This is a genomic window from Flavobacterium algicola (genome assembly GCF_022399565.1).
Classification (GTDB): Bacteria; Bacteroidota; Bacteroidia; order Flavobacteriales; family Flavobacteriaceae; genus Flavobacterium; species Flavobacterium algicola.
Window position 1 is genome coordinate 1022394 of the sequence record NZ_JAJTUT010000001.1, and the last position, 15205, is coordinate 1037598.

Below are 15205 nucleotides of genomic sequence, written 5' to 3' on the forward strand. Positions count from 1 at the left end.
ACTGTTAAACAATTTGGTTAAAAATACTCGAATACGCTGAAAATCAATTATTTTTACAAAAAAACACACAATAATAGCATTCGTATTATATTAAATATTACATTTGCGACATTATAAATTATTATTACTATTACAATGCGTACAGGTACAGTTAAATTTTTCAATGAGTCTAAAGGTTACGGATTCATTACAGACGAAGAAACAGGAAAAGACATTTTCGTTCACGCTTCAGGAATCAACGCGGAAGAATTACGCGAAGGTGACAGAGTTAGTTACGAAGAAGAAGAAGGAAGAAAAGGTAAGGTTGCAGCTCAAGTAGCAGTTATCTAAGAATAAAATTAATTTTTTATTACCAAAGAATGTTTAAAACGTTCCAACAATAGTTGGAGCGTTTTTTTTTGTCTACAAATGAGCAAAATAGGCAGATAAAATCACTATTTAGACTATAAATATTTAAGAAAAAATTATAACTTATTATTAAAATTATGTTGTGATTTCGTATAGCGAATTATATCTTTGTAGCTAATAACTTTTTTATAACAAATCGTATGTTGACTGACCAATTAAATTACGTCCCAATATTCATGCAATGCTTACTTGCAGTGGGTTTTGTAGCAGGAACAATTGTTGCTTCTGGAAAATTAGGACCAAAAAGAAGATCTGAGAAAAAGAACATCAATTTTGAGTGCGGTATCGAGTCAGTTGGTAATGCACGTATTCCTTTCTCAGTAAAATATTTCTTGGTCGCGATATTATTTGTTTTGTTTGATGTAGAAGTTATTTTCTTATATCCTTGGGCTATTAATTTTAGAGAATTAGGAATCGAAGGTTTGATCAAAATGATCATTTTCATGCTTTTACTTTTAGTAGGTTTTTTCTACATTATCAAGAAGAAAGCATTAGAATGGGAATAAAGCCTTTTTTAAGGTAATAAATTTAAGAATTACGATTTATAATAAACGATTTAATTTAGGCATCACCTAAATCTTAAATCCTAATCTAAAAGTTAGCATGACTGAATCTAAAACAAATATGGTTGCGCCACCAGAAGGCGTGGTTGGAGAAGGTTTTTTTGCAACCAAGTTAAATGATGTGGTAGGACTAGCGAGAGCTAATTCACTGTGGCCATTACCGTTCGCAACTTCTTGTTGTGGTATTGAGTTCATGGCAACTATGGCTTCTCATTATGATTTAGCTCGTTTTGGGTCAGAGCGTGTTAGTTTTTCTCCTCGTCAAGCAGATATGTTGATGGTTATGGGAACTATTTCGAAAAAAATGGGACCTATTTTGCGTCAAGTTTATGAGCAGATGGCAGAACCTCGTTGGGTAATTGCTGTTGGAGCTTGTGCTTCATCTGGAGGTGTTTTTGACACTTACTCTGTTTTACAAGGAATTGATAAAGTGATCCCTGTAGATGTATATGTACCCGGATGTCCTCCTCGACCAGAACAAATTGTTGATGGTGTGATGAAATTACAAGAATTAGTAAAATCAGAATCTGTACGTCGTAGAAGTTCACCAGAGTATCAAGAATTATTAGCTTCATATAATATCAAATAAGTACAATGGCATTAGAAACAGCTCAAATTCAAGACAAATTATCAGCCACTTTCAGCGATATCTCTTTTACTTTCAAACAAGAGAGAGACATACTAGCTGTAGAAGTACCTGCTGAAAAAATAAGCGCCATTATCCTTTTTTTAAAAAATGATCCTGAATTGCGTTTTCATTTCTTGACCGACTTATGTGGAGTTCATTATCCAGATAATGAAGTTGACAGACAAATGACTATCGTTTACCATATGCATAATTGGTATGAAAATACTAGAATTAGATTAAAAGCTTTCATTAGCGGAGAAAACCCAGAGATAAAATCTATTAGTTCTATCTTTCCAACAGCCAACTGGATGGAAAGAGAAACATATGATTTTTATGGTGTAGACTTTATTGGTCATCCACAATTGAAAAGAATTTTGAATATGGATGAAATGGTATCCTTTCCGATGCGAAAAGAATTTCCATTAGAAGATGGCGGACGTACTGATAAAGACGACCGTTTCTTTGGAAGAACAGCTAGTAACAACTAGAAAATAAAGAAATATAATTTTTCACATACTATAAATGTCAGAACTATTATTACCACCAGAGCATCGCTATGCTAAAATAATGAAAGAGAAACTAAATGAAGACGGAAGCGAACTTTCGATCCTGAATTTAGGTCCTACTCACCCTGCTACTCATGGTATTTTTCAAAATATCTTGTTGATGGATGGTGAACGTATTATAGAGGCTGAACCAACTATTGGATACATTCACAGAGCTTTTGAAAAAATTGCAGAAAACCGTCCGTTCTACCAAATCACTCCTCTTACCGACCGAATGAACTATTGCTCCTCTCCTATCAACAATATGGGATGGTGGATGACATTAGAAAAGCTCTTAGGCGTTGAAGTACCTAAACGTGCACAATATTTACGTGTAATTGTAATGGAATTGGCTAGAATTACCGATCACATTATTTGTAATTCAATTTTAGGTGTTGATACTGGAGCATATACTGGTTTCTTATATGTATTTCAATTTAGAGAGAAAGTTTACGAAATCTACGAAGAAATTTGTGGTGCTCGTTTGACAACAAATATGGGACGTATTGGTGGTTTTGAAAGAGACTGGACTCCAAAAGCCTTTGAATTATTGAATACTTTTCTTGAAGAATTTCCTCCAGCTTGGAAAGAATTCGAAAACTTATTCGAAAGAAATAGAATTTTCATTGACAGAACTGTAGATGTAGGTCCGATCACTGCTGAAAAAGCAATGGCTTACGGATTCACAGGTCCAAACTTGCGTGCTGCAGGTGTGGATTATGATGTACGTGTTGCACAACCGTATAGCTCTTATGAAGATTTTGAATTTATCGTTCCTGTTGGAAAATCTGGTGATACATACGATCGTTTCTGTGTTAGAAATGCCGAGGTATGGGAAAGTTTGAGCATAATCCGTCAAGCGCTAGAAAAAATGCCAGCTGGAAACGAATTCCATGCAGAAGTACCTGATTATTACCTTCCTCCAAAAGAGGATGTATATAATAATATGGAATCTTTAATTTACCACTTTAAAATTGTTATGGGTGAAGTACCTGTTCCAGTGGCAGAAATTTATCATCCTGTAGAAGGAGGTAATGGTGAACTAGGATTCTACTTAATTACCGACGGAAGTCGAACTCCTTACCGATTACATTTTAGAAGACCTTGTTTTATCTATTACCAAGCGTACCCAGATATGATTAAAGGAGCTTTATTATCAGATGCTATTGTTATTCTGTCAAGTTTGAATGTAATTGCAGGAGAATTAGACGCGTAACCCCCTAACCCCAAAGGGGAATATTATAAAGGGTAAAAATATAGAATTGAAAAAAAATTAATAACATATAAATTCACGTAAAACCTCCCTCCCATTTGTGGAGGGTTGGAGTGGGGCTTATGGAAAAAACACATTACAATCAAGAAATAAACATGACTCCTGAGTTAATGGAACGTATCAATGAATTGATAAGCCATTACCCAGCAGACAAACGTAAATCGGCTTTATTGCCAGTTTTACATGAGGCACAAGATGCACATGATAACTGGTTGAGCATCGAATTGCAAGATAAAGTAGCAGAAATATTAAATATACTACCTATTGAAGTTTACGAAGTGGTTACTTTTTACACCATGTACAATCGCAGACCTATTGGGAAATACATGTTTGAATTCTGTCAAACATCTTCTTGCTGCTTGAGAGGAACAGAAGATTTAATGGATTATACTTGTGAAAAACTAGGTGTAAAAATAGGGGAACCTACTGCAGATGGACTTTTTGAAGTACGCGGTGTAGAATGCTTAGGTGCTTGTGGGTATGCTCCTATGATGCAATTAGGTGATTTTTACAAAGAACACCTTACGAGAGAGAAAATCGATCAAATCATCATTGATTGTAGAGATGATAAAATAATACTACACGATAAATAATATGTCAAAAAAAATATTATTAGACAAAATCAACGTTCCAGGAATCAGAACTTACGAGGTATATCGTAAAGAAGGTGGTTACGCTTCTGTAGAGAAAGCGATCAAAGCCATGACTCCGGACGAAGTTGTAGAAGAAGTAAAAAAATCAGGGCTTCGTGGTCGTGGTGGTGCAGGTTTCCCAGCTGGAATGAAATGGAGTTTTATTGATAAAAAATCAGGAAAACCAAGACATTTAGTTTGCAATGCGGATGAGTCGGAACCAGGTACATTTAAAGATCGTTATTTGATGGAATTTCTTCCTCACTTATTGATCGAGGGAATGATTACTTCTAGTTTTGCCTTGGGAGCCAACCTATCGTATATCTACATTCGTGGAGAATACATGTGGGTTTTTAAGATACTAGAAAGAGCCATAGCAGAAGCGAAAGCTGCAGGATGGTTAGGAAAAAATATATTAGGATCGGGTTACGACTTAGAACTACACGTTCATTGTGGTGCCGGAGCTTACATCTGTGGAGAAGAAACGGCTTTGATTGAATCTTTGGAAGGAAAAAGAGGAAATCCACGTATCAAACCTCCTTTCCCAGCAGTATCGGGATTGTGGGCAAACCCTACAGTTGTAAACAATGTTGAGACAATAGCATCTGTGCCTTGGATTGTAAACAATTCAGGTGATGATTACGCAAAAATCGGAATAGGACGTTCTACTGGAACTAAATTAATTTCCGCTTCAGGACATGTTAAAAACCCTGGTGTTTATGAAATTGAATTGGGTCTTACAGTAGATGAATTCATGAATTCTGATGAATATTTGGGAGGAATGTATTCTGACAGACCTTTGAAAGCCTTGATTCCCGGAGGATCATCGGTGCCAATTTTACCGGCTGACTTGATTTATAAAACAGCAAACGGTGAAGATCGTTTGATGACCTATGAATCTTTGAGTGACGGTGGATTTGCAACAGGTTCAATGCTAGGTTCTGGTGGCTTTATCGTTTATGATGACACCGCTTGTATCGTAAGAAACACTTGGAATTTTTCTCGTTTTTACCACCACGAAAGTTGTGGTCAATGTACACCTTGCCGTGAAGGTACAGGTTGGTTGGAGAAAGTATTATGGCGTATCGAAAACGGTCAAGGTCGTGAAGAAGATATCGATTTGCTGTGGAGCATCCAAAGTAAAATCGAAGGAAACACGATTTGCCCACTTGGAGATGCGGCTTCATGGCCAGTAGCAGCAGCTATTCGTCATTTTAGAGAAGAGTTTGAATACCATATTCGTTTCCCTGAAAAAATCAAAAATAGAAATCACTTTGTAAATGAGCCTTTCGCTAAGTCGAAAGTCTTAACGTCTTAAAATCGTAAAGCAAAAACGAGTCTATTTATGGGGAAATTTAGTTCATTTGAAGAAATTACATCTTGGAAAAAGGCAAGAGTTTTTAATAAAAAAATTTATGAAATAACTGAAAATGTTATTTTAAGAAAGATTTTGATTTAGTACGGCAGATAAGAAGAGCGTCCATTTCAATATCATCGAATATTGCAGAAGGATTTGAAAGAAATACAGACAAGGAATTTATATACTTTTTGTATATAGCTAAAGCATCAGCAGGAGAAGTGAGATCTCAATTGTATTTAGCGCTAGATTTAAACTATATTTCAAAGAATGAATTCGACGATTTATTTATGAATATTTCAGATATATCAAAATTGTTGAGTGGATTTATAAAATATTTAACTGATAGTCAGAAGTCGTAAAGTCAAAGTTGTTAGATCGATCGTATCGACGAAGCACTAGAAACATTAGGACATTCGACATGAAGACATTAAGACTTAAAAAGAAATGAAAGTAACAATAGACGGTCAAGAAATTGAAGTTGAAGCAGGAACAACCATCTTGCAGGCAGCGCGTAAGATAGGTGGAGAATCTGTTCCTCCTGCGATGTGCTATTACTCAAAACTAAAAGGGAGCGGTGGAAAGTGCCGTTGTTGCTTGGTTGAAGTTGCTAAAGGAAGTGATGCCGACCCTAGACCGATGCCAAAATTGATGGCTTCGTGTGTTACAGGTTGCATGGACGGAATGGAAATCAACAGTAAAAATTCAGACAGAGTGCGTGAAGCAAGAGAATCTGTTACCGAATTTTTATTAATCAATCACCCTTTGGATTGCCCAGTTTGTGACCAAGCGGGAGAATGTGATTTACAGAATCTTAGCTTTGAGCATGGGAAATCAAAAACGCGTTTTATTGAAGAAAAAAGAACATTTGAACCAGAAGATATTGGTCCGAATATTCAACTTCACATGAATCGTTGTATTCTATGTCAAAGATGTGTACAAGTTGCCGATCAATTGACAGACAACAGAGTACACGGAGTAATGGACAGAGGTGATCATGCCAATATATCGACTTGCATCTCTAAAGCTATCGATAATGAATTTTCTGGGAACATGATTGATGTGTGTCCTGTTGGGGCATTGACAGACAAGACCTTTAGATTTAAATCTAGAGTTTGGTTTGACAAACCATACAACGCACATAGAGAATGCACCACTCCTGGATGTTGTGGAAAAACTACATTGTGGATGTTTGGGCAAGAAATACAGCGTGTTACAGGTCGTAAAGATGAGTACCATGAAGTAGAAGAGTTCATTTGCAACAGCTGTCGTTTTGAACACAAAGAACCATCTGACTGGGTAATTGAAGGTCCTAGAAAATTTGAAAAAGATTCTGTTATTAATCAAAACAATTATACTCAGAAATTAGAAACGGTAACTATCAATACTGAAGAAGGAATTCTAAAAGGTAGAGAAGATGATCGTAAAAAAATCAGTATGTCTGAAATTGGTTATGATGAAAAAATTGATGGTCAAAAATTAAATTCAGATAAATAATGGATAGTGCACTTATTATAGAGAAAAGCCTTGTTATCCTAGTTGTATTTGCAATTACTATGGTAATGGCAATGTACTCTACATTAGCAGAGCGTAAAGTTGCTGCTTGGTTGCAAGACCGAATTGGTCCTAACAGAGCGGGTAAAGGTGGAATCTTACAACCTCTTGCTGATGGTTTGAAATTATTTGCAAAGGAAGAATTCGAACCTAATACTCCCAACTTATTTTTATTTTACGTAGGGCCTGCGGTCGCTATGAGTACGGCATTAATGACGAGTGCTGTGATTCCGTGGGGAGATAAACTTCACTTATTTGGTAGAGATATCGTGTTACAAGCTACAGATATTGACGTGGCTTTGCTATATGTATTTGGTGTAATATCATTGGGTGTTTACGGAATTATGATCGGTGGATGGGCTTCAAACAACAAGTTCTCATTGATTGGAGCGGTTCGTGCTGCTTCCCAAATGGTTTCTTATGAAGTTGCCATGGGATTATCAATCATTGCCTTGCTGATGATGACTGGTTCTTTGAGCTTAAAAGAAATTGCAGAGCAACAATCAGGAATGAATTGGAATGTGTTTTACCAACCTTTATCCTTTTTTATCTTTTTGATTTGTGCATTTGCTGAAACCAACAGAACTCCTTTTGACTTAGCAGAATGTGAAACAGAATTAATTGGAGGATACCACACAGAGTATTCTTCGATGAAAATGGGATTCTACTTATTTGCTGAATATGCGAATATGTTTATCTCTTCTACTATTCTAGCCGTATTATTCTTTGGAGCATACAATTACCCTGGAATGGAATGGGTTGTAGAAAATTGGGGATTGAACATCGGAAATGTAATCGGAATTGGAGTATTATTTGCTAAAATATGTATGTTCATTTTTATATACATGTGGGTAAGATGGACCATTCCGAGATTTAGATATGACCAGTTGATGCACTTAGGATGGAGAATTTTAATTCCGCTTTCTATTTTTAACATCATTATTACTGGAATTGTAATTTTGAGAGCTGAGATTATGGTGTTTTTAGGGTTTTAAATTATTTAAATTAAAACACAAGGTGTAACAAAGGGTAACTATATTTTTTATCTGTGAAAATTATGAATGAAATTATAATTCCTGATGAAATAATAACTGATAAAATTTATTTGATTAGAAATCAAAAAGTTATGCTGGATAGAGATTTGGCAGAACTTTACGGTGTTGAGACTAAACGTATCAATGAACAAACGAAGAGAAATATAGATAGGTTTCCAGAAAAATTCATGTTTCAATTAAACGAAAATGAATTCGAAATCTTGAAGTCGCAATTTGCGACTTCAAGTTGGGGAGGAACAAGAAAACTTCCTTTTGTCTTTACAGAACATGGAATATTGCAATTATCTAATGTTGTAAAAAGTGAAAGTGCTGTACGAATGAGTATTAAGATTATTGAAATTTTCGTTAGTTTGCGACAATTTTTAAATGACAATCTTTCGATAAAATTGGAAATTGAAGAATTAAAGAAAAAATCAATTAACCAAGACAAAAACATAGAATTAGTTTTTAGTTACTTGGATGAATTAATAGAGAAGCAGGAAAATCCGATACAAAGAACAAAAATTGGATTTAAAAAATAAATATAACTAATAGCAGAAAGCCCTAGCCCCGATTGAAGTGGAAATCCTTTAATTTTTTTTTTTAAAAAATTAAAGATTGCAACGGAAAGCGGGAAACAGCTCTTAAAAAATAAAAATTAAAAAATGGCAATAGAAACCATATCCTTATCGGGAAGAAAGAAATTGGTCTCTCACAAAGAGATGAGTTTTTTGGAACGGATGTATATCATTGCAATCTTTAAAGGATTGTGGATTACATTAAAACATTTGTTCTCCAGAAAAGTTACGATTCAGTACCCAGAACAAGTACGTACAATGAGTCCAGTATATCGCGGGCAGCACCAATTGAAACGCGATGAACAAGGAAGAGAAAATTGTACGGCATGTGGATTGTGTGCTTTGTCTTGTCCTGCTGAAGCGATCACTATGAAAGCGGCAGAACGTAAAGCGGATGAAAAACATTTGTACCGTGAGGAGAAGTATGCAGAAATATATGAAATTAATATGTTGCGTTGTATTTTTTGCGGATTGTGTGAAGAGGCTTGTCCTAAAGACGCAGTGTACTTGACTACCTCAAAAGTATTGGTGCCTTCTAGTTATGAAAGAGAAGATTTCATTTTTGGAAAAGATAGATTGGTAATGCCACTTGATGTAGCAATGAAAAATACTCAACTTAAAAACGCTAATTAATGTCAACAGTACTTATTATATTTTGTGTTTTGTCTGCAATTACTTTAGCAACGGCTTTTTTAACCGTGTTTAGTAGAAGCCCAATTCACAGTGCATTGTACCTTGTAATATGTTTCTTTTCGATTGCAGGTCACTATCTATTATTAAATTCCCAGTTTTTAGCAATTGTACACGTTATTGTTTATTCGGGTGCGATCATGATTTTATTCTTATTTACCATTATGTTGATGAATTTGAATGAGAAGAAAGAAGTACATCGCCCGAGAATTACTCGATTGGGTGCTATTGTAGCTTTTAGTTTGATCTGTATCGTATTGATTTTAGTATTCATAAACTCAAAACCAATTGTTGGAGAATACACTACAACAGGTGACGATTACCAATCTATCAAAGTATTAGGTAAAGTACTATTAAACGAATACATGGTTCCTTTTGAATTTGCTTCTGTTCTACTTTTGGTAGCGATGATTGGCTCTGTATTATTGTCTAAGAAAGAAAAATCAGAAAACTAATATGGATAATATTTTAAACGAAATTGGAATAGAGAATTATATTTTTCTTGCTGTCATACTTTTTAGTATTGGTGTATGTGGCGTTTTGTACAGACGTAATGCAATTATTGTATTTATGTCTATCGAAATTATGTTGAATGCAGTTAACTTATTATTTGTTGCCTTCTCGACATACCACCAAGATACCCAAGGTCAAATATTTGTATTCTTCTCAATGGCAGTTGCTGCCGCAGAGGTTGCTGTTGGACTTGCAATACTGGTTTCTATATTTAAGAACATGGGTACAATTAGTATCGATAAATTAAAAAATTTAAAAGGATAAACTATAATGGATACAAATTTAGCTTTACTCTTATTGTTAGCTCCTTTTTTAGGGTTTATATTTAATATCTTCTTCGGAAAAAATATTGGTAAAACGGCCTCTGGAGTAATTGGTACTCTTGCTGTAGTTTTATCATTTGCTGCTACACTCTACTTCTTTACTCAAATAAACGCTAGTCAACAAGCGATTCAAATTCAATTGTTTGATTGGATTCAGATTAGTAATTTCAAAGTAGATTTTGGTTTCTTATTGGACCAATTATCGGTACTTTGGTTACTGTTTGTAACAGGAATTGGATCTTTGATTCACCTCTACTCTATCAGCTATATGCACGATGATGAGAATATGCACAAGTTTTTTGCGTATTTGAATCTGTTTATCTTCTTTATGATCACTTTGGTAATGGGTAGTAACCTATTGGTATTGTTCATTGGTTGGGAAGGTGTTGGATTGTGTTCTTACTTATTGATTGGGTTCTGGCATAAAAACCAAGACTTTAATGATGCTGCTAAGAAAGCTTTTATCATGAACCGTATTGGTGATTTAGGATTATTAATAGGGATATTTATCTTGGGATCTACATTTTCTACATTGGATTACGCTAGTTTGCAATCAGCAATTGCGGGAGCAACAAACCTAGACGTAACCACATTATCTATTGCTGCTTTCTGTTTGTTTATTGGAGCTTGTGGAAAATCAGCACAGATACCGTTATACACTTGGTTGCCTGATGCAATGGCGGGACCTACTCCTGTGTCTGCATTAATACATGCGGCAACGATGGTAACAGCGGGTATCTTTATGATTACGCGCTTGAATTATGTATTTGATTTGGCTCCAGATGTTCAAAACATCATCGCCATTGTAGGAGCTGTAACTTCATTAGTAGCGGCAACAATAGCATTGGTACAAACAGATATCAAAAAAGTATTGGCTTATTCTACTGTATCGCAATTGGGGTTAATGTTTTTAGCATTAGGACTTGGTGCGTATGAAGTAGCCGTTTTTCACGTAATCACACATGCTTTCTTCAAGGCTTGTTTGTTCTTGGGTTCTGGTTCTGTAATTCATGCTTTGCATGGAGAGCAAGACATGCGTAATATGGGTGGATTGACAAAAGTAATGGGAATCACATTCTTTACTTTCTTAATATCTTCACTAGCAATTTCTGGAATCCCTCCTTTTTCAGGATTTTTCTCGAAAGATGAAATATTATTAGTTGCTTTCGAAAATAATATAGCACTTTGGATCATTGCTTCTTTGGCTTCATTAATGACTGCTTTCTATATGTTCCGACTTTTGTACCTTACCTTCTTTAATGATTTTAGAGGTACTGAAGAACAAAAGAATCATTTACATGAAAGTCCCGCTTTAATTACTTTCCCACTAATTGTACTGGCTATTCTGGCTGCAATTGGCGGATTGATTAGCTTACCAACAAACAGTTGGTTGAATGGTTATCTAGCTCCTTTGTTTTCGAAAGAGGTACACGAAGCACACCACTTTGGCGCTACTGAGTATACATTGATGGGTATAGCTGTATTGGGTGGACTAATCGGAATTGGAATTGCTTTCTATAAGTATATCAAACAAAAAGAAGTTCCGGAATCGGATGAGAACATCACTGGCATCGCTAAAACGTTATACAACAAATATTATGTTGATGAAGCTTATGATTTGATTTTTGTAAAATCGATCAACAGTGCATCAAATCTATTCAGAGACCATGTAGAAACTGGATTAACATCATTAGTCTTTGGACTTGGTAAAATAACGAACGAATTAGGATATCAAGGTAAGAAAATACAAAACGGAAGTATTGGTTTGTATGTATTATTCTTTGTATTGGGACTTTGTGCCATTGTAACCTACTTATTTTTAGCTCAATAATCATTTATTATGAACGTATCTCTTCTATTAATAATTCTTTTAGCTGGTGCTCTTATAACCTATCTATCAGGCGACAAATTAGCTTCAAAAGTAGCTTTAGTTTTCAGCTTGGGTGCATTTGGTGTTAGTATTGCTTTGCTTAATAGCCTTTCACTTGGTGAAGACATTAATTTTGTTGCACCTTGGATCAACCAACCAAAAATAGCCTTTGCTCTAGCAGCAGATGGTTTGTCAATCGCGATGTTATTATTAACTACTGCATTGACTCCTATAATTATCTTTTCTTCTTTTGGAACTGAATTTAAAAATGCCAAAAGTATTTACAGTCTGATTTTGTTTATGGCATTTGCTATGGCAGGAACATTCTTAGCTGCTGACGGACTTTTATATTACATCTTTTGGGAGTTGTCTTTGATTCCGATATACTTTATCGCTTTGATTTGGGGGAATGGCGATGCCGAAGACCGCAAAGATGCAGTGATAAAATTCTTTATCTATACACTTGCAGGATCCCTATTCATGCTAGTTGCTTTCATCTACTTGTATCAAAAGGCAGGAAGCTTTATGATTGAAGATTTATACGCACTTGACTTAACTCTCGAAGAGCAAACATGGATTTTTGGAGCCTTCTTCTTGGCTTATGCTATTAAAATTCCGCTGATTCCTTTTCATACATGGCAAGCAAAAGTATATCAAAAAGCACCCGCAGTGGGAACAATGTTACTTTCTGGTATCATGCTAAAAATGGGATTGTACAGTGTCATCCGTTGGCAATTGCCAATTGCACCAAATGCAGCGAAAGAATATATGGATATCCTTATCGGTCTTGGAATTGCAGGTGTGATCTACGGATCTATTGTAGCGTTGCGTCAAAAGGATTTGAAAAAATTATTAGCGTACTCTTCCCTAGCTCACGTTGGTTTGATTGCAGCAGGTTCTTATGCACTAAACCTAGATGGATTGCGTGGAGCCGTTTTACAAATGATTGCTCACGGTTTTGTGGTAGTAGGTTTGTTCTTTGTAGCTGAAATCATTTACAGAAGATACGAAACAAGAAATATTGCAGACATGGGTGGCATACGTAAACAAACGCCAAAATTTGCTTCTTTGTTCCTAATATTAGTTTTGGCATCGGTGGCATTACCAACAACATTCAACTTTGTAGGTGAGTTTACTGTGTTATATAGTTTATCACAAATTAATATCTGGTACGCTGTTTTGGGTGGAACAACAATTATTCTTGGAGCTTACTATATGTTGAAAATGTACCAACACGTTATGTTGGGAGAAACAAATACAAAACCTTTTGCCGAAGTAAATTTCAATGAAGGATTTGCACTAGTTATAATAGTTGCTGTGTTGTTTGTTTTTGGTATTTATCCAAAACCAATCAATGATTTGATTACACCAAGTTTGGAGCATATTCTTACTGTGATAAATAGATAAAAGATTTCAGATTAAAGAGTAACGATTTTGTATTCTAGACTTTTGGACAGCTAGAGTATCGTCACACTAATAATGAAACATCAATATAAAATAATACATTTAAGGTTTAGAGTCAGGTTCAACAGAAATCCTAAACCCTAAATAAAACAATCATAAACATTAAAAATGAGTACATTAATAGCTATAATAGGACTAGGTATTTTATGCCTTTTATTGGAAATTTTCGACTTTAGAAAAGCAATTATTCCAATCAGTATTATTGGATTGTTGGCTGTTTTAGGATTGAACATTTCTGAATTCAATTCCCCTGAAGCTTATTACAACAATATGATTATAGTGAGCAAGTTCTCGACTTCTTTCTCTGCATTGTTTATTGTATTGACAATTTTCTTGGTTGCGTTAAGTCATAAGTTTCACGAAAACAATCAGGCTCACATTTCTGATTTTATCGCTATAAAATTATTTTTACTTGCTGGAGCGGTTGCTATGGTTTCTTTCGGAAATTTAGCAATGTTCTTCTTAGGAATCGAAGTACTGTCAATTGCACTGTACGTGCTAGCCTCTAGTGATAGAAAAAGCATTAAGAGTAACGAGGCCGGAATGAAATATTTCTTGATGGGTTCTTTTGCTTCTGGTATTATACTGTTTGGTATTTGCTTAATCTACGGAGCAATGGGAACTTTTGATATTACGGAGATTAGTGAACTGTCTTATTCTGCTGAATTGCCAGTGTGGTTTCCTATTGGAATTATTTTGGTTTTTATCGGAATGCTTTTCAAAATCGCAGCGGTACCTTTTCACTTTTGGGCTCCCGACGTTTACGAAGGTTCACCAGCATTGACAACGGCATTAATGAGTACGTTGGCCAAAGTGGTAGCGATTGCTACTTTATTCAAATTACTAACGGCAATGAATGCTGAGATTTCAGCTGAGTTTCAAACCGTGATTGTAATTGTTTCTATGGCATCGATGACCGTTGGTAACATTATGGCGTTACGACAAGTAAATGTAAAACGTATGTTGGCCTTTTCTGGGGTTTCGCATGCTGGTTTTATGTTGATGACTTTATTGATTACTACAAATGCAGCAGGAACATTATTATATTATTCATCATCGTATGCATTAGCAGGTATTGCAGCCTTTAGCGTTATCTTATATGTATGCTACAACAAAAACAATGAAGACATCAATAACTTTCATGGTTTAGGAAAAACTAATCCTTTATTGGCCGCTATATTAACTGGGGCTTTATTGTCTATGGCAGGTATCCCTATTTTTGCAGGTTTCTTTGCCAAACTATTTCTATTTAACCAAACTATTCAAGCAGGATATATCTCTTTGGTAATTGTTGCAGTAATCAACTCTATTATCAGTATTGGGTACTATTTCAAATTAATCTTAGCGATGTACAACAAAGAACCAAATGAGGTTAGAACAGCTACTCCATTTGTGATCTATGCCGTTGCGGTAATCGCTATCGTGCTTAATATCGCATTAGGTTTCTTCCCGTCACTTGTATTGGATTTATTAGCTTAAAACTACATCCGAAACATTTTCGGCAAACACAAATATACAGCAGCAATAGACTTTGGTTTATTGCTGTTTTTTTTTGTTTCAATATTACTTTTTTTAGATTAGAAAGTTTGATGTTATGAAGAATCATTGGTCTTGCTCCCTAAGTTTCGGGGCGTTTCAATCTTATAGCGGTTTATCCCGAAGTCTCACCCCCGTCAACAGGTTTTGTACTAGGATTAGGGCTGGTGAGAAAATTCTGTTTTTGTAACCATGTTTTACTTATATTTGCTTCTATAGCAATGTATCAGGGGATCA

17 protein-coding genes are annotated in these 15205 nt (G+C 35.3%); all 17 read left to right on the top strand.

Annotated features, from left to right (window positions below; genetic code table 11):
- Positions 1-135: 135 nt before the first annotated feature.
- The 17 genes from LXH21_RS04440 (at position 136) to LXH21_RS04520 (ending at position 14911) form a co-directional block, all read left to right on the top strand.
- Positions 136-330 carry a cold-shock protein gene (locus tag LXH21_RS04440; protein WP_108739554.1) on the top strand — a complete coding sequence of 65 codons (195 nt, stop codon included), beginning with the start codon at positions 136-138 and terminating at the stop codon, positions 328-330.
- A 218-nt stretch (positions 331-548) separates the two neighbouring features.
- Positions 549-914: an NADH-quinone oxidoreductase subunit A gene (locus LXH21_RS04445; protein WP_239863019.1), complete on the top strand. Its 366-nt coding sequence runs from the start codon at positions 549-551 to the stop codon at positions 912-914.
- A gap of 97 nt (positions 915-1011) precedes the next feature.
- The gene (locus tag LXH21_RS04450) at positions 1012-1560 is read left to right on the top strand and encodes an NADH-quinone oxidoreductase subunit B (RefSeq protein ID WP_239863020.1); all 549 of its coding nucleotides are present in this window, start codon (positions 1012-1014) and stop codon (positions 1558-1560) included.
- Between the two features lie 5 nt (positions 1561-1565).
- On the top strand, positions 1566-2087 hold the full coding sequence (locus LXH21_RS04455) for an NADH-quinone oxidoreductase subunit C (RefSeq protein WP_239863021.1): 522 nt from the start codon (positions 1566-1568) through the stop codon (positions 2085-2087).
- Positions 2088-2121: 34 nt separating this feature from the next.
- A complete protein-coding gene (locus LXH21_RS04460; protein WP_239863022.1) occupies positions 2122-3360 on the top strand; it encodes an NADH-quinone oxidoreductase subunit D in 1239 nt (412 codons plus the stop codon).
- 119 nt (positions 3361-3479) lie between these two features.
- On the top strand, positions 3480-4010 hold the full coding sequence (locus LXH21_RS04465; protein WP_239863024.1) for an NADH-quinone oxidoreductase subunit NuoE family protein: 531 nt from the start codon (positions 3480-3482) through the stop codon (positions 4008-4010).
- Between the two features lies 1 nt (position 4011).
- Positions 4012-5367, top strand: a complete 1356-nt coding sequence (nuoF, locus tag LXH21_RS04470; protein ID WP_239863026.1) for an NADH-quinone oxidoreductase subunit NuoF — start codon at positions 4012-4014, stop codon at positions 5365-5367.
- Between the two features lie 170 nt (positions 5368-5537).
- On the top strand, positions 5538-5768 hold the full coding sequence (locus tag LXH21_RS04475) for a four helix bundle protein (RefSeq protein WP_317208785.1): 231 nt from the start codon (positions 5538-5540) through the stop codon (positions 5766-5768).
- Between the two features lie 85 nt (positions 5769-5853).
- The gene (locus LXH21_RS04480; protein WP_239863027.1) at positions 5854-6903 is read left to right on the top strand and encodes a 2Fe-2S iron-sulfur cluster-binding protein; all 1050 of its coding nucleotides are present in this window, start codon (positions 5854-5856) and stop codon (positions 6901-6903) included.
- Positions 6903-7955 (top strand): NADH-quinone oxidoreductase subunit NuoH, encoded by a 1053-nt coding sequence (nuoH, locus tag LXH21_RS04485; RefSeq protein ID WP_239863029.1) that lies wholly within the window; start codon positions 6903-6905, stop codon positions 7953-7955. Before LXH21_RS04480 ends, nuoH begins: the two co-directional genes overlap by 1 nt.
- A 62-nt stretch (positions 7956-8017) precedes the next feature.
- Positions 8018-8536 (top strand): ORF6N domain-containing protein, encoded by a 519-nt coding sequence (locus LXH21_RS04490; RefSeq protein ID WP_239863030.1) that lies wholly within the window; start codon positions 8018-8020, stop codon positions 8534-8536.
- Positions 8537-8659: 123 nt separating this feature from the next.
- Complete coding sequence (locus tag LXH21_RS04495; protein ID WP_239863031.1) at positions 8660-9205, top strand: NuoI/complex I 23 kDa subunit family protein; 546 nt, start codon at positions 8660-8662, stop codon at positions 9203-9205.
- Complete coding sequence (locus tag LXH21_RS04500) at positions 9205-9717, top strand: NADH-quinone oxidoreductase subunit J family protein (protein WP_239863032.1); 513 nt, start codon at positions 9205-9207, stop codon at positions 9715-9717. The genes LXH21_RS04495 and LXH21_RS04500 overlap by 1 nt, the downstream gene beginning before the upstream one ends.
- A gap of 1 nt (position 9718) precedes the next feature.
- Complete coding sequence (gene nuoK, locus LXH21_RS04505) at positions 9719-10039, top strand: NADH-quinone oxidoreductase subunit NuoK (protein WP_239863033.1); 321 nt, start codon at positions 9719-9721, stop codon at positions 10037-10039.
- 6 nt (positions 10040-10045) lie between these two features.
- Entirely contained in the window at positions 10046-11929 is a 1884-nt protein-coding gene (nuoL, locus tag LXH21_RS04510) for an NADH-quinone oxidoreductase subunit L (RefSeq protein ID WP_239863034.1), read from the top strand.
- Between the two features lie 9 nt (positions 11930-11938).
- Positions 11939-13375: a complex I subunit 4 family protein gene (locus tag LXH21_RS04515; protein ID WP_239863035.1), complete on the top strand. Its 1437-nt coding sequence runs from the start codon at positions 11939-11941 to the stop codon at positions 13373-13375.
- Positions 13376-13540: 165 nt separating this feature from the next.
- Positions 13541-14911: an NADH-quinone oxidoreductase subunit N gene (locus LXH21_RS04520; RefSeq protein WP_239863036.1), complete on the top strand. Its 1371-nt coding sequence runs from the start codon at positions 13541-13543 to the stop codon at positions 14909-14911.
- The last annotated feature ends 294 nt before the right edge of the window (positions 14912-15205 follow it).

Bases quoted from the DNA above. Each gene is read 5' to 3' on its own strand.
- LXH21_RS04515 (WP_239863035.1), top strand. From the start codon at position 11,939: ATGAACGTATCTCTTCTATTAATAATTCTTTTAGCTGGTGCTCTTATA.
- LXH21_RS04455 (WP_239863021.1), top strand. From the start codon at position 1,566: ATGGCATTAGAAACAGCTCAAATTCAAGACAAATTATCAGCCACTTTC.
- LXH21_RS04480 (WP_239863027.1), top strand. From the start codon at position 5,854: ATGAAAGTAACAATAGACGGTCAAGAAATTGAAGTTGAAGCAGGAACA.
- nuoL (WP_239863034.1), top strand. From the start codon at position 10,046: ATGGATACAAATTTAGCTTTACTCTTATTGTTAGCTCCTTTTTTAGGG.
- LXH21_RS04440 (WP_108739554.1), top strand. From the start codon at position 136: ATGCGTACAGGTACAGTTAAATTTTTCAATGAGTCTAAAGGTTACGGA.
- LXH21_RS04520 (WP_239863036.1), top strand. From the start codon at position 13,541: ATGAGTACATTAATAGCTATAATAGGACTAGGTATTTTATGCCTTTTA.
- LXH21_RS04460 (WP_239863022.1), top strand. From the start codon at position 2,122: ATGTCAGAACTATTATTACCACCAGAGCATCGCTATGCTAAAATAATG.
- LXH21_RS04490 (WP_239863030.1), top strand. From the start codon at position 8,018: ATGAATGAAATTATAATTCCTGATGAAATAATAACTGATAAAATTTAT.
- nuoH (WP_239863029.1), top strand. From the start codon at position 6,903: ATGGATAGTGCACTTATTATAGAGAAAAGCCTTGTTATCCTAGTTGTA.
- LXH21_RS04495 (WP_239863031.1), top strand. From the start codon at position 8,660: ATGGCAATAGAAACCATATCCTTATCGGGAAGAAAGAAATTGGTCTCT.
- nuoF (WP_239863026.1), top strand. From the start codon at position 4,012: ATGTCAAAAAAAATATTATTAGACAAAATCAACGTTCCAGGAATCAGA.
- LXH21_RS04465 (WP_239863024.1), top strand. From the start codon at position 3,480: ATGGAAAAAACACATTACAATCAAGAAATAAACATGACTCCTGAGTTA.
- LXH21_RS04445 (WP_239863019.1), top strand. From the start codon at position 549: ATGTTGACTGACCAATTAAATTACGTCCCAATATTCATGCAATGCTTA.
- LXH21_RS04500 (WP_239863032.1), top strand. From the start codon at position 9,205: ATGTCAACAGTACTTATTATATTTTGTGTTTTGTCTGCAATTACTTTA.
- nuoK (WP_239863033.1), top strand. From the start codon at position 9,719: ATGGATAATATTTTAAACGAAATTGGAATAGAGAATTATATTTTTCTT.
- LXH21_RS04450 (WP_239863020.1), top strand. From the start codon at position 1,012: ATGACTGAATCTAAAACAAATATGGTTGCGCCACCAGAAGGCGTGGTT.